We start from the raw sequence: 22927 nt of genomic DNA, 5'->3' as shown, positions 1-22927 counted from the left end.
ACGCCACCACGACACCGAGTGGCCGTGCCGCTTCGTGCGCCCGATCTAGAATCGGGACGGTGAAACGAGCGTCGCGGAGCCGGTGGGGACCGCGGTGGAGCGCTCTGCCGCGGCTGCTCGCCGGAGCCCCTCCGCTCGCGCTGCTCATCGTGGGAGCCCTCGCCCTCCTCCTCGGGTTGCTCATCGTCACGCGCCCGCTCACGTCCCTCGTCGTCCTGACGATCTACGTGGGCCTCAGTGCCATCGCATCGGGAATCGCCGAGCTCACCGGTCGAGACGCAGGATGGGCACGCCGCATCCTCGCTGCCGTCTGGGCACTCGCCGGTGTCGCGATCCTCGTCGGGCTCGGGCGCAGTCTCGAACTCCTCCCGGGAGTTCTGGCGTATCTGCTGATGCTGGGCGGGCTGGCCTCGATCTTCGATGCGTTCGTCGTCCGCGGGGCGAGCAGGAGGGTTCTCGCCGCGGTGTGGGGCGGCGCGCAGATCGCGTTCGGTGTCCTCGCGCTCACATGGCCCGACGTCTCGATCCTCGTCGTGGCGATCGTCTTCGGGGTGAGGACGGTCCTCTTCGGCATCACGACGATCGTTCGTGCCGTCCGTGGGCTTCGTCAGGCCGGTAAGGATGCTCCCGAGGCGAAGCCCACGCGACGAGTCCAGGCGTGGACCGCGGCCGGACGCTACGCGCTGTGCGCCGTCCTGGTGACCGCCGCGGTGGGCGGCTGGTGGGCCAACGAATGGCTGCTCGAGCGGGCCACCGTGGTCGATGCCTTCTACGACCCGCCCGCCCTCGTGCCCTACGACCACGGACGACTGATCCGCTTCGACGAGTTCCAGGGACAGAATCCACCGGATGCCTCCGTGACGCGCATCCTCTACACGACGCGTGACGCCCTCGGCCAGCCGGCCGTCGCGAGCGCACTCGTGATCGTCCCGGACGACCCGCCGCCCGGCCCTCGACCCGTCATCGCCTGGAACCACGGCACGACCGGGGTCGCGCGCGGATGCGCGCCGAGTCTGCGGGATGCCTCTGCGACGCGGTGGGCGATCCCCGCGCTCAACGACGCCCTCGATCGCGGCTGGGTCGTCGTGGCATCCGACTACTCCGGGCAAGGTGCGCCGGGAGTCTTCCCGTACCTCATCGGTCGAGGCGAAGCGCGATCTTCGCTCGACGCCGTCCTCGCCGCGCGAGAGCTCGACGGGCCCGTGCTCTCGCGGCGCACCGTCGCGTGGGGACATTCGCAAGGGGGGCATGCGGCGCTGTGGATGTCGAAGATCGCGCCCGAGTACGCCTCCGACATCGTCATGCGCGGCACCGCTGTGCTCGCACCCGTGTCCGACCCCCTCGCGCTCGCCGAGGAACTGCCCAAGCGCTCCGATGACGCGCTCCTGTCGATCCTCACCTCGTGGGTGCTCGTGCCCTACGCGGACACGTACGACGACGTCGACCTCGGTCGCTACGTCGCTCCCGGCGCGGAAGCCATCGTGCGTGAGATGACGCAGCGGTGCCCGAGCGACCCCGGTGTCGTCGTCTCGGTCGCGACGGCTCTCGGGGTGTCCGAGGACCGTCCCCTCTACGTCGGCGACCTCACGAGGGGCCCCTTGGGTGAGCGGTTGGCGGCCAATGCCGCGACCGGGCCATGGGACGTGCCGCTCCTGATGGTGTGGGGCGACGAGGACGAAGTCATCCCCCCGCACCTCCAGGAGGAGTTCTTCGCGCAGGTGTGCGAGGAAGGCGGACAGGCGCGGCGTCTCGTCTACCGCGGGTACGACCATCTGGGCACCCTGCTGCCAGGCTCGAGCTTCCTGCCGGTCCTGATCTCGTGGACGGAAACGGTGCTCAGCAGCGACGGCGAGCCGTACGACGACTGCGCGCGATGACCGTTCGGCGCCTTCCCAGGGCCGGCGGTGGCGGCATCCGGTAACGTGGGATGGTTCCGGTGCTCGCAACTCGCGCCGGTGAGAGCTGAATACGGAGGCCCCATCGTGGATATCGATCTCGCTTTGCTTCGGACCGTCGAGCGTGAGAAGGAGATCCCCTTCGACGAACTCGTCCGCATCATCGAGCAGGCGATTCTCACCGCCTACGCCAAGCACACCTCGCCGACGGGCACGCTGCCGGACGGCGCCCGCGCCGAACTGGATCGCAAGACGGGTCACGTCGCGGTCTTCGTGCCCCTTCTGGATGAGGACGACGTCGTCATCGGCGAGGAGGAGTCCACACCCGAGGACTTCGGGCGCATCGCCGCGTTCGCCGCGAAGCAGGTCATCAGCCAGCGACTGCGCGACATCGCCGACGACGCGGTGCTGGGCGAGTTCCGCGGCCGCGAAGGCGACATCGTCGCGGGTATCGTGCAGCAGGGACCGAACCCCCGAATGGTGCACGTCGACCTCGGAACCGTCGAGGCGATCCTTCCGCCCGAGGAGCAGGTGCCGGGCGAGGAGTACGCCCACGGGTCCCGACTGCGCGTCTACGTGACGGGCGTGTCGAAGGGCACGAAGGGACCGCAGATCACGGTCTCCCGCACGCACCCCGGCCTCGTCCGCAAGCTCTTCGCGCTCGAGGTTCCCGAGATCGCGAACGGACTCGTCGAGATCGTGTCGCTCGCGCGCGAGGCGGGCCACCGTACGAAGATCGCCGTCAAGGCGAACGATCCCTCGATCAACGCCAAGGGCGCGTGCATCGGCGAGCTCGGACGTCGTGTGCGTGCTGTCACCGAGGAACTGCACGGCGAGAAGATCGACATCGTGGACTACGACCCCGAACTCGCGAAGTTCGTGGCCAACGCGCTGTCGCCCGCCAAGGTGACGTCGAGCTTCATCCTCGACGCGTCGAGCAAGGCCGTCCGGGCGCTCGTCCCCGACTACCAGCTCTCGCTCGCGATCGGCAAGGAGGGGCAGAACGCGCGCCTCGCCGCAAAGCTCACGGGGGCCAAGATCGACATCCAGCCCGACAGCGTGCTGGAAGGCTAGGCCGCCCGGCGCGGCCTGGTCGAGGTGTACCATGGAACCCGTACGAACGTGCGTCGGTTGTCGCGCGCGCTCATCCCGGTCCGCTCTTCTGAGAGTGGTCTCCCACGATTCGATCCTCGTCATAGATGAGCGAGCGATTCTGCCGGGGCGGGGAGCGTGGGTGCATCCGACACAAGAATGCATGGATGCCGCAGTGCGGCGCCGGGCTTTCGTACGCGCACTCCGTGTGTCGGGCTCGCTCGACACGCAGACCATCGAGAAACGGCTGAACGGCTATGGAAACAAAGTGAACGGCTCGAAATGAGTCCCGTCCGCGAATAGTGGTCTGCCCAGTCTGGGCAGACCCCAGACTGGAGAACAACAAGTGGCAAATGCCAAACCCCGTGTCCACGAGATCGCCTCGGAACTCGGCGTCGACAGCAAGGTCGCACTGGCCAAGCTGAAGGAGCTCGGCGAGTTCGTCAAGAGCCCCTCGTCGACGATCGAGCCTCCTGTGGCTCGAAAGCTCCGTGCGGCCCTCGAGGCCGACGGCGCGAACACCCCCGCTGCGGCACCCGCGCGCCCGGCCGGCAGGCCCGGCCCCGCGGCTCGCCCCGGCCCGGCTCGCCCGGCCGCGCCGACACCGGCACCCGCTCCGGCTCCGGCCGCCCCTGCGGCTCCGTCGGAGGCCGCAGCCCCCGCAGCATCCCCTGCTCCCGCCGCACCGAAGGCGTCGCCCGCACCGGCACCCGCCCCCGCGGCTCCCGAGGCTTCGCCCGAGACTCCCGCGGCGTCTGCCGAGGCCGCAGCCCCCAAGCCCGGTGGCGGGACGCCGCAGCCTCCGCGCCCCGGCGGCACGCCGCGTCCCGGTAACAACCCCTTCGCCTCGTCGCAGGGGATGGGCCAGCGTCCGGCAGGACCGCGCCCGGGCAACAACCCCTTCGCGTCCGCACAGGGGATGGGCCAGCGTCCTTCCCCCGGCAACATCCCCAGGCCCCAGGCTCCGCGCCCCGGCGCCCCCCGTCCGGGCGCTCCGCGTCCCGGCGGTGCCGGTCGTCCCGGCGGTGGCGGTCGTCCCGGCGCTCCGTTCCAGCAGCGTCCCGGCGGTGCCGGTCGTCCCGGTGGCGGCGGTGGCTTCCAGCGTCCCGGCGCACCCGGTGCGGGTGCACCCGGTGGCGGTGGCTTCGCGGGTCGCCCCGGTGGTGGCGGCGGTCGCGGCCGTGGTCCCGGCGGTGGCACGGCCGGCGCATTCGGTAAGGGTGGCGGCAAGTCCAAGCAGCGCAAGTCGCGCAGGGCGAAGCGTCAAGAGTTCGAGATGCGCTCTGCGCCGATCGTCGGTGGCGTCAACGTCCAGAAGGGCAACGGCGAGATCATCCGGCTCCGGCGCGGCGCGTCGATCTCCGACTTCGCCGACAAGCTCGAAGCTCTCAACGGCTACACGGTGCAGCCCGGCACGCTCGTGACGATCCTGTTCAACCTCGGTGAGATGGCCACGGCCACCGAATCGCTCGATGAAGCGACCTTCGAGGTTCTCGGCGCCGAGCTCGGCTACAAGATCCAGATGGTCTCGCCCGAGGACGAAGACAAGGAGCTCCTCGAGGGCTTCGGTCTCGATCTCGATGCCGAGCTCGAAGCGGAGAACGAAGAGGATCTCGAGATCCGTCCGCCCGTCGTCACCGTCATGGGTCACGTCGACCACGGTAAGACGCGACTGCTCGATGCGATCCGTCAGACGAACGTCGTCGCCGGCGAGGCCGGTGGGATCACGCAGCACATCGGTGCATACCAGGTGTGGACCGAGCACGACGGCATCGATCGTGCCATCACCTTCATCGACACCCCCGGTCACGAGGCCTTCACGGCCATGCGTGCCCGTGGTGCGCAGGTCACCGACATCGCGATCCTCGTGGTCGCCGCCGACGACGGCATCATGCCGCAGACGGTGGAGGCGCTCAACCACGCGCAGGCCGCCGGTGTGCCGGTCGTGGTCGCCGTCAACAAGGTCGACAAGCCCGACGCGAATCCCGCCAAGGTGCGTCAGCAGTTGACCGAGTACGGACTCGTCGCAGAGGAGTACGGCGGCGACGTCATGTTCGTCGACGTCTCGGCACGCCAGGGCACGAACATCCAGGAACTCCTGGATGCCGTCCTCCTGACGGCCGACGCAGGTCTCGACCTCACGGCCAACCCCAACAAGGCGGCACGTGGTGTCGCGATCGAAGCGAAGCTCGACAAGGGCCGCGGTTCCGTCGCGACGGTGCTCATCCAGTCGGGAACGCTGCGCGTCGGCGATGCGATCGTGGCGGGCACCGCTTACGGCCGCGTCCGCGCGATGATCGACGAGAACGGCGACGCCGTCGACGAGGCCTACCCCTCGCGTCCCGTCCAGGTGCAGGGTCTGAACTCCGTGCCGCGCGCCGGTGACACGTTCATCGTGACCGAGGAGGACCGCACGGCCCGCCAGATCGCCGAGAAGCGTGAAGCAGCCGAGCGCAACGCCCAGCTCGCGAAGGCTCGCAAGCGCATCTCGCTCGAGGACTTCACGCGTGCTCTCGAAGAGGGCAAGGTCGAGTCGCTCAACCTCATCATCAAGGGCGACGTCTCCGGTGCCGTCGAGGCGCTGGAAGAGTCGCTGCTCAAGATCGAGGTCGATGACTCGGTGCAGCTGCGCATCATCCACCGCGGTGTCGGAGCCATCACCGAGTCCGACATCAACCTCGCGACGATCGACAACGCGATCGTCATCGGATTCAACGTCCGTCCCGACACGAAGGCGCGCGAGCGCGCCGCCCGTGAAGGTGTGGACGTCCGGTTCTACTCCGTCATCTACAACGCGATCGATGACGTCGAGCAGTCGCTCAAGGGCCTGCTCAAGCCGGAGTACGAAGAGGTCCAGTCGGGTGTCGCCGAGATCCGCGAGGTGTTCCGCTCCTCGAAGTTCGGCAACATCGCCGGTGTCATCGTCCGCTCGGGCACGATCACGCGAAACGCGAAGGCGCGCGTCATCCGCGATGGCGTCGTCATCGCGGACGGTCTCGCGATCGAGTCGCTCCGTCGCTTCAAGGACGACGTCACCGAGGTCCGGACGGACTTCGAGGCGGGTATCGGACTGGGCAAGTACAACGACATCCAGATCGGCGACGAGATCGAGACCACCGAAATGGTCGAGAAGCCGCGCGGCTGATCGAAGTCGATGAGGAGCGTCCCGTTCATCGCGGGGCGCTCCTCCTCCGTCGAAAGGAACACACATGGCCAGTGAGCGTCAGGCACGCCTGGGCGACCGCATCCGCGTCATCCTCGCCGAGCGTCTCGAGAAGGGGCTGCGCGACCCGCGGCTGGGCTTCGTCACGATCACCGATGTCCGCGTGACGGGCGACCTTCAGCACGCCTCGGTGTTCTATACGGTGCTGGGCTCCGACGAGGAGCGCGAGGCGTCCGGAGAAGCGCTCCGCTCCGCGACGGGCATGCTGCGTTCCGAAGTGGGGAAGCACCTCAACACCCGGCTCACGCCGTCGCTCGAGTTCATCCCCGACGCGCTCCCCGAGAACGCCGGGCACATCGCGGAGCTCCTCCGCGAGGCGCAGGAACGCGACGCGGCAGTAGCGGGTCTCGCTTCGTCGGCGACGTACGCCGGCGATGAAGACCCCTACGTCAAGCCGCGCGAAGCCGGCGACGAGGACTGACGCGCGCTCTGCCCGCTGATCAGCGCGGCAGATGGAGGTGGTCGTCGACGGCTTCGGCGAGGCCGTCGGCGATGAGCGAGTCGATCGCGCGGTCGCGCTGCGCGGCATCCGCCCACGACGCGATGACGTCCTCGATGGGGATGCCCTGGCTCCCGGCATCCCGGAGCGCCTTGAGAACGGCGCCACGCGCTTGGCGATCGCTTCCCTCGTAGGTCGCCTGACGGCGGCGGGAGTCGCCGGTATCCGGATAGCCGGCGGTGCGCCACGCACATCTGTCCGAGATCGGACATGCCTCGCAGCGGGGCGATCGGGCCGTGCAGACGACCGCTCCGAGTTCCATTGCGGCGGCGTTGACGATGGCGGCATCCGTCGTCGAAGCCGGGAGGATCGCCTCCATCGCCGTCAGGTCGGCTTTCGACGGCGGGCCCGGCTGTGATCGTCCGTCTACGGCGCGAGCCAGGACGCGGCGCGTGTTGGTGTCGACGACGGGATGCCGCAGGCCGTAAGCGAACACTGCCACCGCTCGTGCGGTGTAGTCGCCGATCCCCGTGAGGGTGAGGAGCTCGTCGACATCGTCCGGAACGGTATCGCCGTGCCGGTCCCGGATCTCCGTCGCCGCACGATGCAGCCAGAGCGCCCGCCGGGGGTACCCGAGGTTCGCCCATTGACGCACGGCCTCCGCAGGGGGTTCGGCGGCGAGCGACGCGGGGGTCGGCCAGCGCGTCAGCCAAGCCTCGAGGTGCGGCACGACGCGGTTGACGGGTGTCTGCTGGAGCATGAACTCGCTCACGAGCGTGCCCCACGCGCCGAAGCCTTCGCGCCGCCAGGGGAGGTCGCGAGCGTTGTCGCGGTACCACGCGATGAGTGGCGTCGCGAGGTCGGGCATGCGACTCAGCCTATGCGCGCCCGCGGGCCCCGCGATCCCGAGGAGATCTGCGATTGTGAGGACGATACGCCCGGAAACGCCCTCGGAATCGCGGATCTCCTCAGGACTGCGCGCGCGGCGCCTCCTCCCCAGCCAGGGCCATCTGCGCCATGACTCACAGAACGGGGGCGTGGCCTCAGTCGGACGCGGCGTCGTGGAATCCTCACGGCATGGGCGAGCCGGGGTTGCAAGCGCGTGGAGCGCAGAATCTCGCTTCGCGCGTTCGCGCCGATGGCGGAGTCGTGCCGGTGCGAGCGCTGCAGCGCGCTGGCTTCAGCCGTCATCAGCTCGACCGCGCCGTCGCGCAGGGCGTGCTGTGGCGTGTGCGCAAGGGCTGGGTCGCGCGACCCGACGCCGACCCCGAGCTGCTCGCCGCTGCGCGGGCAGGGGTCGTGCTCTCGTGCATCACGCTCGCGAGGCGGCGGGGTCTCTGGGTGCTCGATCTCGACCGTCCGCATGTCGCGGCCCCCGCCCACGCGGGGGGCCTCCGTGCTTCCGGTGCAACCGTCCATTGGGCGAAGCCCGTCGTTCCGCGGCATCCCGATGCCCTCCTCGATTCGATCGAGAACGCACTCGTCCTCGTGGCGGGCTGTCAGCCTTATGAGTCGGCGCTGGCCGTGTGGGAGTCCGCGCTCAACTCGCATCTCATCGATCGCTCGCAGATGGGTCGGATGCCGCTTCCGCCCGCCGCGCGCAAGATCCTCTCCGCCGCGAGTCCGTACTCCGACTCGGGCCTCGAGTCGTTCGTCGTGCCACGGTTGAGCTGGCTGGGCGTCGCCATCGTTCCGCAAGTGTGGATCGCGGGACACCGCGTCGACTTCCTGATCGGCGACCGCCTCGTCCTGCAGATCGACGGCGGCCACCACGTGGGGGCTCAGCGCACGTCCGACATCTCCCACGATGCCCGCCTGACCCTCATGGGCTATCACGTCATCCGCGTCGGATACCGCCAGATGGTCGACGAGTGGCACACGGTGCAGGACCTCGTGATGCGGGCTGTCGCTCAGGGACTCCATCGAGAACGGCCCGGGGCGACGCGGCGGTTCTGAGGAGATCAGCGATTCTGAGGAGATCTGCGCGGCTATCGTCCTCAGAACGGCGGATCTCCTCGAATCCGCGCGGGGGAGTCGACCGCCGTAGGCTGGTGGGCATGCCTGGGATCCTGCTCGTCGACAAACCCCCGGGCATCACGAGCCATGACGTGGTGGCGCGTGCGCGCCGCGCTCTGGGGACGCGCAAGGTCGGCCACGCCGGCACGCTCGACCCGATGGCGACGGGTCTCTTGGTGCTCGGAGTGGACGGGGCGACGCGCCTTCTGACCTTCATGGTCGGGCTCGACAAGACGTATGAGGCGACGATCCGTCTCGGCGCATCCACCGATACCGACGACGCCGACGGTGCGATCACGAACGTGACGGATGCCGCGTTCCTCGCCGACGACGCGGTCCGTGCCGCGATCGAGCCGCTCACCGGTCGCATCTCGCAGGTGCCCAGTCGCGTTTCAGCCATCAAGGTCCAAGGGCGGCGCGCCTACGACCTCGCCCGTGCGGGGGAGGAGGTCACGCTCGCCGCGCGCGAGGTGACGGTGTCCCGCTTCGACGTGCTCACCTTCCGGCGGTCGACGGTCGACGCCACCGGCGTCGTCGACCTCGATGTCGTCGTCGACTGCTCGAGCGGCACCTACATCCGCGCCCTCGCGCGCGACCTCGGCGCGTCGCTGGGCGTCGGCGGCCACCTCACTGCCCTCCGACGCACACGCATCGGTCCCTTCTCCGTGACGGATGCCGTGTCCGTCGACGACATCGCGGGGGAGTGCCTGATCGATCCTGCGGTCGCGGCATCCACGGTGCTCGGCCGCATCGAAGTGAGCGCAGACGAAGCACGTGACCTCAGGCACGGGAAGCGCCTGTCGGGCGCGGCGGCGCGTCTGCCGTCGTCGCCGGCCGCGGCAGTGGCGCCGGACGGCGGACTCGTCGGAGTCGTGGAGAAGCGCGGGGCCGATGTGAAGAGCACGATGAACATGCCGGAGGAGAAGGCGTCATGATCCTGTGGTTCACGATCGCGCAGGTCGCGATCGCCTCGCTGAGCGGTCTGCTCTGCGTCATCCTGGGTCTCGCGGGCCGACGCCCGAGCGACCTGTCGGTCGGTTCGCTCGCGCTCGTCGAGGTCCTTCTGCTGGCTCAGATCGTGATGGCGATCATCGCCCCGCTCGCGGGCAACCCGCCCACGGGCAGCCTGCTCGAGTACTGGGTCTATCTCGTCTCCGCCGCCCTCCTTCCGCCCGCCGCCGTCTTCTGGGCGCTGCTCGAGCGGAGCCGGTGGAGCACCGTGATCATGGGCATCGCTGCTCTCGCGGTCGCGATCATGGTCTGGCGCATGCATGCCATCTGGACCGTCCAGCTGGCATGAGCGCGGGTCGGCTGCCATCCGGCCTAGGATTGACGGGTCATGTCGTCGCCGTCCCGCTCCCGCATGACCGGCATCGGCCGGGTTCTCGTGGTCGTCTACGCGATCATGGCCCTCGCTGCCACCGGTCGCTCTTTCGTCCAGATCGTCCGCGAATTCGATGAAGCGCCTCTCGCCTACACGCTCTCCGCGGTGTCGGCGATCGTGTACATCCTCGCGACGCTCGCTCTCATCTTCGCGGGTTCCCCCCGGTGGTACCGGATCGCGTGGATCGCGATCGTCTTCGAGCTCGTGGGTGTCGTCGTGGTCGGCACGCTCTCGCTCGTCCTCCCCGATCTCTTCGCGCATCCCACGGTGTGGTCGTGGTTCGGTCTCGGGTATCTCTTCGTGCCGCTCGTTCTTCCTTTCCTGGGGCTGTGGTGGCTCATGACGCACGCACCGGCCCGCGTGCCCAGCGCGGTGGTCTCGTGATCGTCTTCCGCGATCCCGCTGAGGTGCCTCCCGGCTTCGGACCGTCGGTCGTCGCGATCGGCAAGTTCGACGGTGTCCACTCGGGGCACCGTGCAGTGATCGACAGGGCGCGAGTGGATGCCGCGACGGGCCGTGCTCGCGTCGTCGCGGTCACCTTCGATCGCAATCCGCTTGCACTCCTCCGTCCAGACCTCTGTCCGCCGAACGTGATCGGCGTGCACCAGAAGCTCCAGATGCTCGCCGAGACGGGCGTGGACGCGACGCTCATGCTGACGTTCGACCGCGCTCTCGCCGACCTGTCGCCCCGCGAGTTCGTGGAGCACGTGCTCGTCGGCGCGCTGGGAGTGACGATCGTTCTGGTCGGGAGCGACTTCCGATTCGGGCGGGGTGGAGCCGGCACTCCCGAGACGCTGCGCGATCTGGGCGACGAGCTCGGCTTCGAGGTGGAGATCGTTGAGGACGTGCGAGCCATCGAGGGAGGCCGCCGCGTCTCCTCGACCTGGATCCGCGAACTCCTCGCCGAGGGCGACGTCGCGACCGCGTCGAGGCTTCTGGGTCGCGCTCCGGCCGTTTGGGGCGAGGTCGTCCACGGGCTGAAACGCGGTCGCGAGCTGGGCTACCCGACAGCGAATCTCTCGACCGAGCTCGAGGGGTTCGTGCCCGCCGACGGCGTCTATGCGGGGTGGCTCATCGACGAGGGATCCGCCGACGGTCTTCGTCCCGGCATCCGGTATCCCGCCGCCATCAGCATCGGGACGAATCCGACCTTCGACGATGTCGTCGCGAGGCAGGTCGAGGCGCACGTCCTCGACGAGACCGACCTCGACCTGTACGGCCACCGCGTGGAGGTGCAGTTCACCGACCGCGTGCGCGGTATGGTCGCGTTCGAGGGCGTCGAGGCTCTCAAGGCGCAGATGGCCGACGACATCGACAAGGTGCGGGAGACGCTGACATGACAGACGATCGCTCGCGACGCGGAACGGTTTCGATCCTGCGGCGAGTGATCGTCGGAGTCATCATCGGCTCGTTCAGCCTCGCCGCGCTCGGCGGCATCGTCGCGCTCCTCGGTGGAGAGCTCAACGAGACGGCGTGGCGCGTCCTCTCGACCACGGCGATCGTGGGCGCTTTCAGCGTCGCCGTCCTGTGCTGCGTCGCCCTCGTGGGACGCCGACTGCAACCCTTCGGACTCATCGGGGCCGCCGTGTCGATCGCGACCGCAGGGTTCGCGATCGCCCTCGTATGGTCGGAGTGGGATTGGCCGGACGAACTCTGGCAGATCACGTGGTCCGGCATCGCGATGACCGCTGCGTTCTCGCTCGCGTCGCTCCTCCTGCTCCTCGCCGATCGCGACCGCTCGGCGGTGCGCATCGGATTGATCGCGACGTTGGGGCTCTTCGCCGTGGTGCTGGGAATGGTCCTCTATGTCATCTGGTGGCCCGACCGCACGGACGGCGAGATCTTCCCCCGCGTGCTGGGCATCGCCGCGATCCTCGCCGCACTCGGTGCCGTCGTCGTGCCCGTCATCTCGCTCCTCCTGCGCGACCGCTCCGCGGCGTCCGGCATCGCCGCGGAGACGCACGCGCGACTCGAGCGTGCGGCGCGCGAGCGCGGAACGACCGCCGATGCGTTGCTCAGCGAGATGCTGACGAGCCTCCCGCCCGTTCCGCGTGAGTCGGACCGACGGATGCCGCAGGATCCCACCGAACCGTCGGGTCCCACCCCGTAGATCCCCGCGGCGGACCGTCCTACCATCGAGGAGTGGACGCCGCAGACCTCCCTCCACCGCCCTGTCAGGATGGGCGAGGTAGGCTTGATCTTCACGTCCGATTTCGTCGCGGCGAGCACCGCCGGTCTCGGATCGGGATCCGCGTGCACGCGACAGCACCTCGTTCCGTGCCCATCACCGTGGCAACATTTCCGCCACCGAGATTGGCGTTGTGACATCGCCGGAACATCTTCCCCAAGAACGACCGAACATCCGAGACAGGAGAGCCATGAGCCGAACCGATCTCCAGACGCTGCCAGAGCGCGCCGTCGAACTCCTCGGCGGCGAGCCCGACGACACGACCCTCAGGCGCTATCTCCATGGTCTGTCGGGTGTCGACGCGGTCGGACTCGAGCAGCGTGCGGCGGATCTCGGCACCCGCTCCATCAAGACCTCCTCCAAGGCCTGGGCGCTCGACAAGGTCGTCGAGCTCATCGACCTCACGACCCTCGAGGGTGCGGACACCCCCGGCAAGGTCCGCTCCCTCGTCGCGAAGGCGCTCAATCCGGATGCCTCGGACCAGACCTGTCCGCGCGTCGCCGCCGTCTGCGTATACGGAGACATGGTGCCGTATGCCGTCGACGCGCTGGGTGAAGCGCACGGGGATCCCGATGACGGCGGCGTGAGCGTCGCGGCCGTCGCCACGGCGTTCCCGAGCGGGCGGGCATCCCTCGACATCAAGCTCGCCGACACGGCCGAGGCCGTTGCCGAGGGTGCCGACGAGATCGACATGGTCATCGACCGCGGCGCCTTCCTGTCGGGTCGCTACGGTCTCGTCTACGACCAGATCGCCCGCGTCAAGCAGGCCTGCCGCCGCGAGGACGGCACGTCGGCGTCGCTCAAGGTGATCCTCGAGACGGGCGAGTTGAAGACCTACGACAACATCAAGCGGGCGTCGTGGCTCGCGATCCTCGCGGGCGGTGACTTCATCAAGACGTCGACCGGCAAGGTGCAGCCCGCCGCGACGCTCCCGACGACACTGCTCATGCTCGAGGTCGTCCGCGACTGGCACCGTGCGACAGGGGAGAAGATCGGCGTGAAGCCCGCCGGCGGCATCCGCACGTCGAAGGATGCTCTCAAGTACCTCGTCACGGTCGCCGAGACGGTGGGCGAAGAGTGGCTCCAGCCGCACCTGTTCCGTTTCGGAGCATCGAGCCTGCTCAACGATGTGCTGCGTCAGCGGCAGAAGCTCACGACCGGTCACTACACCGGCACCGACTACGTCACGATCGACTGACCGTCGACCTCGGCACTTGCTCACCCATCGAAGTAAGAGACACGACATGAGCTTCCTCGAATACGCACCCGCGCCGGAGTCCCGCGCGATCCTGAACCTCCGAGACGAGTACGGACTGTTCATCGACGGCGAGTTCCGCGCCGGCACCGGCGAGTCCTTCGCGACCATCTCGCCGGCCGATGAGTCTCACATCGCGACGATCTCCGCGGCATCCGATGCAGATGTCGACGCGGCGGTCGCCGCCGCGCGCCGCGCGTACGACAAGGTCTGGTCGCGCATGAGCGGTCGCGACCGGGGGAAGTACCTCTTCCGCATCGCGCGTCTCGTCCAGGAGCGCGCCCGGGAGCTCGCCGTGGCCGAGAGCCTCGACAACGGCAAGCCCATCAAGGAGAGCCGCGACGTCGATGTGCCACTCGTAGCGGCCTGGTTCTTTTACTACGCAGGATGGGCCGACAAGCTCGATCACGCGGGTCTCGGCGCGAATCCTCGTGCTCTGGGCGTCGCGGGTCAGGTCATCCCCTGGAACTTCCCGCTGCTGATGCTCGCGTGGAAGGTCGCCCCGGCCCTCGCCGCCGGCAACACCGTTGTGCTGAAGCCGGCCGAGACGACCTCCCTCACGGCGCTGCTCTTCGCGGAGATCCTGCAGCAAGCCGATCTTCCCGCCGGCGTGGTGAACATCGTGACAGGCGCGGGAGCGACCGGCGCCGCGATCGTCCGGCATCCCGACGTCGACAAGGTCGCCTTCACGGGCTCGACAGCCGTGGGTCGCGAGATCGCCAAATCGGTCGCGGGGACGAGCAAGAAGGTCACGCTCGAGCTCGGCGGCAAGGCGGCGAACATCATCTTCGACGACGCTCCCATCGAGCAGGCCGTCGACGGCATAGTCACCGGCATCTTCTTCAATCAGGGCCAGGTGTGCTGCGCGGGGAGCCGTCTCGTCGTGCAGGAGTCGATCCACGACGAGGTCGTCGAACGCCTCAAGGCGCGTCTGTCGACCCTGCGGCTGGGCGACCCGCTCGACAAGAACACCGACATCGGGGCGATAAATTCGCGCGAGCAGCTCGAGCGCGTTCGCGAATTGAGCCGCATCGGCGAGGCAGAGGGCGCTGAACGGTGGACGGCGGACTGTGCGATCCCCGATCAGGGATTCTGGTTCGCGCCGACCATCTTCACGAACGTGCAGGCGAGTCATCGCATCGCGCGCGACGAGATCTTCGGACCCGTCCTGTCCGTTCTGACGTTCCGCACGCCGGACGAAGCCATCGCGAAGGCCAACAACACGCCGTACGGGCTGTCGGCCGGAGTGTGGAGCGAGAAGGGCTCGCGCATCCTCGCCGTCGCGGACCGCCTGCGGGCGGGCGTCGTCTGGGCGAACACGTTCAACCGCTTCGACCCGGCGAGTCCGTTCGGCGGCTACAAAGAGTCCGGCTACGGCCGGGAAGGCGGCAAGCACGGCCTTCTGGCCTACCTGAAGGGGGGAGCGGCGTGAGCGAGCGACTGACGGTGCCCAAGACCTACAAGCTCTACATCGGCGGAAAGTTCCCGCGCAGCGAGTCCGGCCGCACGTATCCGGTCCTCTCTTCGAAGGGCGCTTTCCTCGCCAACGCGGCGGCGGCATCGCGCAAGGATGCCCGCGACGCCGTGACGGCCGCCCTCGGCGCCGTCGGGTCGTGGTCGGGTGCGACGGCCTACAACCGCGGCCAGGTGCTGTACCGCGTGGCGGAGATCCTCGAGGGGCGCCGCGCCCAGTTCATCGACGAGATCGTGCAGCAGACCGGTGTGTCGGCGAAGGCCGCGGCATCCGAAGTGGACGAAGCAGTCGATCGGTGGGTCTGGTACGCCGGATGGTGCGACAAGTTCGCGCAGGTCACCGGCAACGGCAATCCGGTCGCGGGTCCGTACTTCAACATCTCGGTGCCCGAGCCGACCGGGGTCGTCGGGATCGTCGCTCCGCAGGACACGGCGCTCGTGGGACTCGTCTCGGCGATCGCCCCGGCCCTCGTGAGCGGGAACGCCGTCGTCGCCATCGCATCCCAGCGCTATCCGCTCTCGGCCATCAGTCTCGCGGAAGTCATCGCGACGTCTGACGTACCGGCGGGGGTGGTCAACCTCCTCACGGGTTCGCCGGCCGAGATCGCGCCGTGGGTCGCTGCGCACCCCGATGTCCACGGCCTCGACCTCGTGGGTGCCGGTGAGATCGACTGGGTCTCGCTGCAGATCGCGGCGGCCGAGACGCTGACGCGCGTCCTCGGACCGGAATCAGGACCGGATGCCGCGGCCCCGAGCCTCGAGCGGATCGCGGCGTTCACCGAGACCAAGACCGTCTGGCATCCGAAGAGCCTCGTCTGACGGTGGCCTGGTTCCCCGACCGGACGTCAGGACAGGTCGAGTCCGTCGAGCCGTCCCGGCTCGCTGAGCTCGCCATAGCGGACGTCGACGGTGTCGGCGCCCACGCTGGCGACGCACGCCAGGAGTGACAGCGTCGGATAACCGTACGGGCGGTTGTCGCGGATGATCGCCGCGTCGTCGGTGCTGTCGAGTTCGGCCGTCCGCTCGAGAATCTCGATCCACGGATCCCACCACCGCTCGTCGTCCTCCAGACGCGCGCTCCGGAAGTCGTCGAGCCAGCGCGCGATACGCGGTGTCGAGGCGTCGTCGACGTCATCGTGCGCGATCATGTGCGTGCCCGGGGCGAGCTCCTGCGTGTGTACGGTCTCGCCGTCCCACGTCACGACGCGCGCGGAGGGCCCGTCGACCTCGACGAGATTGAAGCCGTGCGTCGTCGGCGTGCCGTCGATCGTGCGGCCCGCGACCGAATCGAGCACGAGGTTTCCGCGCGACGTGATCTCCGACTCGGGTCGGGTCGAGACATCGGCGCGATTGAGGAGCACGGCGAGTCGGCTCTCGCCGGGGTCGGCCGCGAGCCACGCTCCACCGGCGCGGATATCGCGGACACCGAGCACGCCATCGTGAGACTCGGGCCACCACCGGCCGAGCGGATTCCACGGACGCGAGGGGTCCTCATCGCGGATCGCGAGAACCCGGGTCGGCTCGTCGGACGAAGCGGGCACGCGGATCACGACCGTGCACATGTCAGGGCTCTCCTCTGAGGAACGTGGGAGGATCGGAAGGTGTTCATCGTCGTGGGTGTGACGGGCGGCATCGCTGCCTACAAGTCGGTGCACATCGTGCGCCTCCTCGTGAAGCAGGGGCACGACGTCCACGTCGTCCCCACAGAAGACGCCGTGAGGTTCGTCGGTATTCCCACGTGGGAGGCGATCAGCCGCCATCCTGTCACGACTTCCGTCCATGACGACGTCGCGCGCGTCCGCCACGTCGCTCTCGGTCAGGCGGCCGACCTCGTCGTCGTCGCGCCGGCGACTGCCAACAGCCTCGCCAAGATGGCGGCCGGCCTCGCCGACGATCTGCTGGGGACGACTCTGCTCGCCACCTCCGCGCCCGTCGTCGTCGCGCCCGCGATGCACACCGAAATGTGGCGGCACGCAGCGACGCAGCACAATGTCGCGCTGCTGCGTGCGCGCGGCGTGCACATCGTCGGCCCTGCGGAAGGAGAGCTGACGGGCGGGGACAGCGGACCCGGGCGCATGTCGGAGCCCGAGGAGATCGTCTCGGCCGCGCTCGGAGTCGTCGGCGCCCGCCGAGACCTCGAGGGGCTCTCCGTGGTCGTGAGTGCGGGCGGCACGCGCGAGCCGATCGATCCCGTCCGCTTCATCGGCAACAGGTCTAGCGGTCGGCAGGGGATCGCGGTGGCGCGCGAGGCGGCGAGCCGAGGAGCATCCGTCACGCTCGTCGCCGCACACGTCGAAGACGACGTGCTCGTCCCCGTACCGGGAATCAGCATCGTGCACGCGGCGACGGCGAAGGATCTCGCGGAAGCGGTGCGGGATGCCGCGCTCACCGCCGACGTCGTCGTCATGGCCGCCGCCGTCGCCGACTACCGTGTCGCCGACATCGCACCTCGGAAGCTCACGAAGGAGGGCCGCGTCGGCGGGCTGACTCTCGAGCTCGTGGAGAACGAGGACATCCTTGCGGGCCTCGCGCGGGATCGGCGCGACGGTCAGACGATCGTCGGGTTCGCCGCCGAGATGCCGGGCGACGGCGAGACGCTCATCGACCGTGGCCGCCGCAAGGCCGCGCGGAAGGACACCGACCTGCTGGTCGTCAACGAGGTCGGGTGGGCGAAGGGATTCGAGCGGAGCGAGAACGAGGTCGTGCTCATCGAGCGGGGTGGAGGCGTCGTCGATACGGTCGCCGGCAGCAAGGGTGATGTCGCCGTGGCGTTGTGGAACGCGATTCACGCTATGCGGATGAAAAATAGGTAACAGAACGGTAACGGCCACGGGTAGAGTGACGGGACGGCGTCGATGAAGACGTCGACGCACCGTTGCGAAGGACATGCCCGATGCCCGATCACTCCGCGCCTCCGCGATCGCGCGCGCACGCCCTCGCCATCGTCTGCGTCCTGAGCCTGGCGAGCGTCATGATCGCCTTTCTCGGAGTGACTCCCGCGCGGGTGGGCGCGACCGAGGCGCTCGGGACACCGCGGATGCCGGGGGACGCCGCTTTCATCGCGAGCCATCGCGGGGGTGGCGCAACGGCGCCCGAGAACACGCTTCCCGCCATCGAAGCCGCTCTCGCGCAGGGTTTCGACTACGTCGAGGTCGACGTCGCCCTCACGGCTGATCGCCACCCTGTGCTCCTGCACGACGCGACGGTCGATCGGACGACGGACGGATCCGGGCGCATCTCCGACCTCACACTCGCCGAAGTGCGCAGCCTCGACGCGGGGTCGTGGTTCGACGAGAAGTTCGCCGGCACCCTGGTGCCGACGCTGTCCGAGTTCGCCGACGTCCTCGCCGGGACCACGCAGCGCGCGATCGTGGAGCTGAAGGGGGAGTGGGATGCCGCAGCCGTCGCCGCTCTCGTCACGGAGTTCGAGACCCGCGCCCTCACGCGGCGCATCGCGCTCGCGAGCTTCGACGCCCGCACGCTCGCGCTCGCGGCCGACGCGTCGGGGGTCATCCCGCGCCTCCTCATCCTGCGTCATCTCCCCGACGACGTCGTGAGCGCTGCCGCAGAAGCGGGCGCGCGGGGCATCATCGCGAGTCGCGCCGCCGTCGTGCGCAGGCCCGAGATCATCGACGAGATGCACGACGCGGGTCGACGCGTCATCGTCTACACCCTCAACGACGACGCTCACTGGAACGAGGCGACGTCTCTCGGCGTCGACGGGATCGTCACGGATGATCCCGGCACGCTGTCGACGTGGCAGCAGGTCTCGGCCGGCGGCGGGTAGGGTCGGACCCGTCCGTCGCATTGGGAGGTCTTCATGTCACCGCTCCGCCGTACGCTCATCGCCGGCGCCGCAGCGCTGATGGTCACCGGGATGCTCACAGCGTGTGTTCCTGAGCCGGTACCGACCTCTTCGTCTTCCGCGCCGATGCCGACCGCGTCGTCCGCTGCTCCCAGCGGCAGTGCGACGACCGAACCCGACGACGGCGACGACCTCGTCCTCCCCGCCGCGTGCGAGGAGCTCTACTCGCCCGGGATGCTCGCGACCCTCCAGGCCGACATCCCGCCGATGAACGATCCGGGAACGACGATGCTCTCCACCGAGAACGCCGAGGCGATCGGAGTCATCGAGTCCGCGGAACAGACCATCCGCTGCTCGTGGGGCCCGCCGTCCGAACGGGGGATCGCAACGAACGTCACGATCATCACCCCCGAGCAGCGCGACGCGCTCTTCACCGCGTTCGAGCAGTCCGGCTTCTCGGCCGAGGATTACGCCTCCGGCACCATCCATCGCATCCAGCAGGAGATGATCACGCTCGACGACGAACTCGTCACCCTCGGCGAAACGCACTACCTGAGCGGCAACGGCTGGGTCTCCACCCGCTGGATCCAGTACCTCCCCGAAGGATATGTCGAGGACATCGTCACGTCGCTCTGGGGATGATCGCTCGCCGACAGGCTAGACTGTCGGCGGGGATACCGTCATCCGACGTCGCAGCTCGCAGAAGTGAGTGCCCGCGGCCGGGGGCGGCACATCCCATCCCGAGGCCGTGACGGCCACCCTGCCGCCTTCGGGAGCCCGCACTTCGCCGGTGAAGACCGGCCATCCGGAGCATCCGGATTCTCTCCTGAGGAGGAGTATGCCGCCTACGGCATCCGCGACGCAGAGAACGACTCAGCGCCGCCGCAAGCCTTCGCCCGCACGTCGTGACGACGAGGCGCCCATCATCCCGATCCTCGCGCGCAAAGTGCGCGAGGTCGAGGCGAAGTCGCAGCGCGGCAAGCTCGGGCCCACGAACCGCGTGAAGTTCCAGGTGATCGCCTTCCTCGTGCGCGAAGAGCGCGCGCGGGTCAAGGCCGATACAGCACTCACCGACTCGACCCGCTCCGAGCTGCTCAAGCGGCTCGACGGGGTCGCGACGATCCTCGCCAAGACGGCGGCGCGCGACACGTCCCTCATCCAGCTGCTCGAAGTCGACCAGGCGACGTCCCCCGTCGCGCGGCGCATGCGTCGCGATTGGCTCATCGAATCGGGCGCAGAGCTCGCGCCCGACGAATTGATCATCACGGATGCCGCTCCGGCCGTGACCGCCGTCGTCCCCGCCGCACTCGCGGAGCGCCAGGTCGTTCCGCCGCAGATCGAGGCGCGACGGGAGGCCAATCCGTTCCTCGCCCCCGACCTCTCGATGCGCGTCCCGAAAGAGACTCCGCGACGACGGCTCGATGGCTGGGAGCTCATGGGGCCCCTCTACAAGGCCTTCGAGACCGGCGCCGGTGGAGGCGCGGCGTCGATGCCGCTTCCTCCGCAGCCCGAGTTCGACCGTCTCTCGCCCAAGGGGCTGGAAGTCATGGTCCACCAGTCGCGGTTCCTCGAAGCCGTGCGTGAAGGCCACCGTTCCTTCCTGCTCGCCGACGAGCCGGGCCTCGGCAAGACTGCGGAGTCGGTGCTCGCGGCATCCGTCGCCGACGCCTACCCGCTTCTCGTCGTCGTGCCCAACGTCGTGAAGATGAACTGGGCGCGCGAGGTCGAGCGGTGGACACCGCAACGCCGTGCGACCGTCATCTCCGGCGACGGTGAGAACATCGATGCCTTCGCCGACGTCTTCATCGTCAACTACGAGATCCTCGATCGTCACCTTTCGTGGTTGAGCTCGATCGGCCTGAAGGGCATGGTCGTCGACGAGGCCCACTTCATCAAGAACCTCACGTCGCAGCGTTCGCAGAACGTCCTCGCGCTCGCGGCGCGGATCCGGGAGCAGCTGCGCGATCCGCTCATGCTCGCCCTCACCGGCACACCGCTCATCAACGACGTCGAGGACTTCGACGCGATCTGGCGCTTCCTGGGATGGACGAACGGCGAGAAGCCCGGCCCCGTTCTCATGGAGAAGCTCGACGAGACGGGACTGACGCCGGCAGACAAGGCCTTCTATCCCGCCGCACGCGAAGCCGTCATCTCGATGGGGATCGTCCGTCGGCGCAAGAAGGACGTCGCCGCCGACCTCCCCGACAAGCTCATCGCCGATCTCCCCGTCGAACTCGACGACGAGTTCGGGCGCTCGATCCGACAGGCTGAGCGCGAACTCGGCGAACGGCTGGCCGCGAAGTATCGCCGGATCATCGAGGCTCGCGGCGACCGCGGTCTCGCACCCGGCGAGATCGACGAGGACATCGTGCGCCTCGTCGCCCACAACGAGCTCGAAGAGTCGAAGGCCGCCGGAACGGGCTCCGAGAACGTCTTCACGATGGTGCGCCGGATCGGCCAGGCCAAGGCGGTACTGGCCGCCGACTATGCGGCTCAGCTCCAGCGCTCCGTCGGTAAGGTCGTCTTCTTCGCGAAGCACATCGATGTCATGGATGCCGCGGAGGCGCACTTCCGAGGAGCCGGTCTCAAGACGGTGTCACTTCGAGGAGACCAGACGACCGCCGCGCGCCAGCAGGCGATCGACGCGTTCAACAACGATCCCGAGGTCGGAATCGCGGTGTGCTCTCTCACCGCGGCCGGTGTCGGTGTCAACATGCAGGCGGCGTCGAACGTCGTGCTCGCGGAGCTGTCGTGGACCGCGGCCGAGCAGACGCAGGCGATCGACCGCGTGCACCGCATCGGCCAGGGTGAGCCGGTGACGGCATGGCGCATCATCGCGGCGCACACCATCGACACGAAGATCGCGGAGCTCATCGACTCGAAGCAGGGGCTCGCCGCTCGCGCGCTCGACGGCGAGGCCGTCGATCCGCAGTCGAGTGACTCGGTCCAGCTGTCGGCGCTCATGCACCTCCTCCGGCAGGCGCTCGGAGGAGAGTGACCCCCGCGTCGCGGGACCGTGTGGCAGCCACGCGTTCCCGGCGATAGTGTCGGTACGGCACCGTCGCCGGCCTCTGACCCGACAGCAAGGAATCCAGCATGAAGATCGGCATCCTCACGAGCGGCGGCGACTGCCCCGGACTCAACGCGGTCATCCGCGGCGTCGTGCTGAAAGGCACGACCACGTATGACTTGGAGTTCGTCGGCATCCGCGACGGCTGGCGCGGCGTCGTCGATGCCGACTTCTTCCCGCTCACGCGCCACGAGGTCAAGGGCCTCTCGAAGGTCGGCGGAACGATCCTCGGCACGTCGCGGACGAACCCCTACGAGGGCCCTCGCGGTGGAGCGGAGAACATCGCCAAGACGATGTACGGTCACCGCCTCGACGGCATCATCGCGATCGGCGGCGAAGGCACGCTCGCCGCGGCGGACCGGCTTTCGAAGGACGGCATCAACGTTCTGGGTGTTCCGAAGACGATCGACAACGACCTCCGCGCGACGGACTACTCCTTCGGCTTCGACACCGCCGTGAACATCGCCACCGACGCGATGGACCGGCTCCGCACGACGGGCGATTCGCACCAGCGGTGCATGGTCGCCGAAGTCATGGGGCGCCACGTGGGCTGGATCGCGCTGCACGCCGGCATCGCTGCAGGAGCCCACGTGATCTGCATCCCCGAAGTGCCGCTCTCGCTCGACGACATCATCGATCAGGTGACGCGAGCCCACGATCGCGGACGAGCCCCGCTCGTCGTCGTCTCGGAGGGCTTCAAGCTCACCGACATGGAAGAGGCCTTCAGCGACAAGGGTCTCGACGCGTTCAACCGCCCGCGCCTCGGCGGCATCAGTGAGATCCTCGCGCCCGAGATCGAGCGGATCACAGGGATCGAGACGCGCGCGACGGTGCTCGGCCACATTCAGCGCGGCGGGTCGCCGTCGGCGTTCGACCGCGTGCTCGCAACACGGCTCGGCCTCCACGCCGCCGACGCCGTCGTCGACCAGGCATGGGGCCAGATGGTCTCTCTCAAGGGCACCGACATCGTGCGCGTCCCCTTCGCCGAGGCCCTGGGTGAGCTGAACACGGTTCCCCTCTACCGCTACGAAGAGGCCGCCGCGCTCTTCGGCTGACCCCGACGCCCCGCGTTCTTCGCCGAGACCGG

21 protein-coding genes are annotated in these 22927 nt (G+C 68.7%); 19 read left to right on the top strand and 2 right to left on the bottom strand.

Annotated features, from left to right (window positions below; translation table 11 throughout):
• Nucleotides 1-59: 59 nt before the first annotated feature.
• The 5 genes from FBY39_RS15005 to rbfA all read left to right on the top strand — a co-directional run bounded on the left by FBY39_RS15005 (nt 60) and on the right by rbfA (nt 6631).
• A complete protein-coding gene (locus FBY39_RS15005) occupies nt 60-1877 on the top strand; it encodes a lipase family protein (RefSeq protein WP_141933252.1) in 1818 nt (605 codons plus the stop codon).
• 105 nt (nt 1878-1982) lie between these two features.
• The gene (nusA, locus tag FBY39_RS15000) at nt 1983-2969 is read left to right on the top strand and encodes a transcription termination factor NusA (protein ID WP_141933249.1); all 987 of its coding nucleotides are present in this window, start codon (nt 1983-1985) and stop codon (nt 2967-2969) included.
• Between the two features lie 31 nt (nt 2970-3000).
• Nucleotides 3001-3273, top strand: coding sequence for a YlxR family protein (locus tag FBY39_RS14995; RefSeq protein ID WP_141933247.1), 273 nt, complete (start codon nt 3001-3003; stop codon nt 3271-3273).
• A 60-nt stretch (nt 3274-3333) separates the two neighbouring features.
• Nucleotides 3334-6132 carry a translation initiation factor IF-2 gene (gene infB, locus FBY39_RS14990; RefSeq protein WP_141933245.1) on the top strand — a complete coding sequence of 933 codons (2799 nt, stop codon included), beginning with the start codon at nt 3334-3336 and terminating at the stop codon, nt 6130-6132.
• Nucleotides 6133-6196: 64 nt separating this feature from the next.
• The gene (rbfA, locus tag FBY39_RS14985) at nt 6197-6631 is read left to right on the top strand and encodes a 30S ribosome-binding factor RbfA (RefSeq protein WP_141933241.1); all 435 of its coding nucleotides are present in this window, start codon (nt 6197-6199) and stop codon (nt 6629-6631) included.
• A gap of 19 nt (nt 6632-6650) precedes the next feature.
• Here the strand turns inward: rbfA and FBY39_RS14980 are convergent, their stop codons facing one another.
• Nucleotides 6651-7517: an A/G-specific adenine glycosylase gene (locus tag FBY39_RS14980; protein ID WP_141933239.1), complete on the bottom strand. Its 867-nt coding sequence runs from the start codon at nt 7515-7517 to the stop codon at nt 6651-6653.
• Nucleotides 7518-7726: 209 nt separating this feature from the next.
• Here FBY39_RS14980 and FBY39_RS14975 point away from each other — a divergent pair, with 209 nt between their 5' ends.
• From FBY39_RS14975 to FBY39_RS14935, 9 genes are all read left to right on the top strand, one after another.
• Nucleotides 7727-8605 carry an endonuclease domain-containing protein gene (locus FBY39_RS14975; RefSeq protein ID WP_141933236.1) on the top strand — a complete coding sequence of 293 codons (879 nt, stop codon included), beginning with the start codon at nt 7727-7729 and terminating at the stop codon, nt 8603-8605.
• A 101-nt stretch (nt 8606-8706) separates the two neighbouring features.
• On the top strand, nt 8707-9600 hold the full coding sequence (gene truB / locus FBY39_RS14970) for a tRNA pseudouridine(55) synthase TruB (RefSeq protein WP_141933233.1): 894 nt from the start codon (nt 8707-8709) through the stop codon (nt 9598-9600).
• Entirely contained in the window at nt 9597-9965 is a 369-nt protein-coding gene (locus FBY39_RS14965) for a hypothetical protein (protein WP_141933231.1), read from the top strand. Before truB ends, FBY39_RS14965 begins: the two co-directional genes overlap by 4 nt.
• A 39-nt stretch (nt 9966-10004) precedes the next feature.
• A complete protein-coding gene (locus tag FBY39_RS14960; RefSeq protein WP_141933229.1) occupies nt 10005-10433 on the top strand; it encodes a hypothetical protein in 429 nt (142 codons plus the stop codon).
• Nucleotides 10430-11389, top strand: coding sequence for a bifunctional riboflavin kinase/FAD synthetase (locus FBY39_RS14955; RefSeq protein WP_141934263.1), 960 nt, complete (start codon nt 10430-10432; stop codon nt 11387-11389). Before FBY39_RS14960 ends, FBY39_RS14955 begins: the two co-directional genes overlap by 4 nt.
• Nucleotides 11386-12159: a hypothetical protein gene (locus FBY39_RS14950; protein WP_141933226.1), complete on the top strand. Its 774-nt coding sequence runs from the start codon at nt 11386-11388 to the stop codon at nt 12157-12159. The genes FBY39_RS14955 and FBY39_RS14950 overlap by 4 nt, the downstream gene beginning before the upstream one ends.
• Before the next feature lie 268 nt (nt 12160-12427).
• Nucleotides 12428-13435 (top strand): deoxyribose-phosphate aldolase, encoded by a 1008-nt coding sequence (deoC, locus tag FBY39_RS14945; protein ID WP_141933223.1) that lies wholly within the window; start codon nt 12428-12430, stop codon nt 13433-13435.
• Nucleotides 13436-13481: 46 nt separating this feature from the next.
• Entirely contained in the window at nt 13482-14924 is a 1443-nt protein-coding gene (locus FBY39_RS14940; RefSeq protein WP_141933220.1) for an aldehyde dehydrogenase family protein, read from the top strand.
• Nucleotides 14921-15784 (top strand): aldehyde dehydrogenase family protein, encoded by an 864-nt coding sequence (locus FBY39_RS14935; RefSeq protein ID WP_141933216.1) that lies wholly within the window; start codon nt 14921-14923, stop codon nt 15782-15784. The genes FBY39_RS14940 and FBY39_RS14935 overlap by 4 nt, the downstream gene beginning before the upstream one ends.
• Nucleotides 15785-15810: 26 nt before the next feature.
• Here the strand turns inward: FBY39_RS14935 and FBY39_RS14930 are convergent, their stop codons facing one another.
• A complete protein-coding gene (locus FBY39_RS14930; protein WP_141933213.1) occupies nt 15811-16527 on the bottom strand; it encodes an NRDE family protein in 717 nt (238 codons plus the stop codon).
• Nucleotides 16528-16566: 39 nt separating this feature from the next.
• On the opposite strand from FBY39_RS14930, the gene coaBC reads away from it, so the two are divergent.
• The 5 genes from coaBC (at nt 16567) to FBY39_RS14905 (ending at nt 22895) form a co-directional block, all read left to right on the top strand.
• On the top strand, nt 16567-17778 hold the full coding sequence (gene coaBC / locus FBY39_RS14925; RefSeq protein ID WP_141933211.1) for a bifunctional phosphopantothenoylcysteine decarboxylase/phosphopantothenate--cysteine ligase CoaBC: 1212 nt from the start codon (nt 16567-16569) through the stop codon (nt 17776-17778).
• Between the two features lie 80 nt (nt 17779-17858).
• Nucleotides 17859-18752 (top strand): glycerophosphodiester phosphodiesterase family protein, encoded by an 894-nt coding sequence (locus FBY39_RS14920; RefSeq protein WP_141933209.1) that lies wholly within the window; start codon nt 17859-17861, stop codon nt 18750-18752.
• 33 nt (nt 18753-18785) lie between these two features.
• Nucleotides 18786-19412: a hypothetical protein gene (locus FBY39_RS14915; RefSeq protein WP_141933207.1), complete on the top strand. Its 627-nt coding sequence runs from the start codon at nt 18786-18788 to the stop codon at nt 19410-19412.
• Nucleotides 19413-19608: 196 nt separating this feature from the next.
• On the top strand, nt 19609-21768 hold the full coding sequence (locus FBY39_RS14910) for a DEAD/DEAH box helicase (RefSeq protein ID WP_141933205.1): 2160 nt from the start codon (nt 19609-19611) through the stop codon (nt 21766-21768).
• A 98-nt stretch (nt 21769-21866) separates the two neighbouring features.
• On the top strand, nt 21867-22895 hold the full coding sequence (locus FBY39_RS14905) for a 6-phosphofructokinase (protein WP_141933203.1): 1029 nt from the start codon (nt 21867-21869) through the stop codon (nt 22893-22895).
• The last annotated feature ends 32 nt before the right edge of the window (nt 22896-22927 follow it).

Source organism: Microbacterium sp. SLBN-146 (assembly GCF_006715145.1).
Classification (GTDB): Bacteria; Actinomycetota; Actinomycetes; order Actinomycetales; family Microbacteriaceae; genus Microbacterium.
The sequence above is the reverse complement of the archived record's forward strand: the minus strand, read 5'-3'. Positions and strand labels throughout refer to the sequence as shown.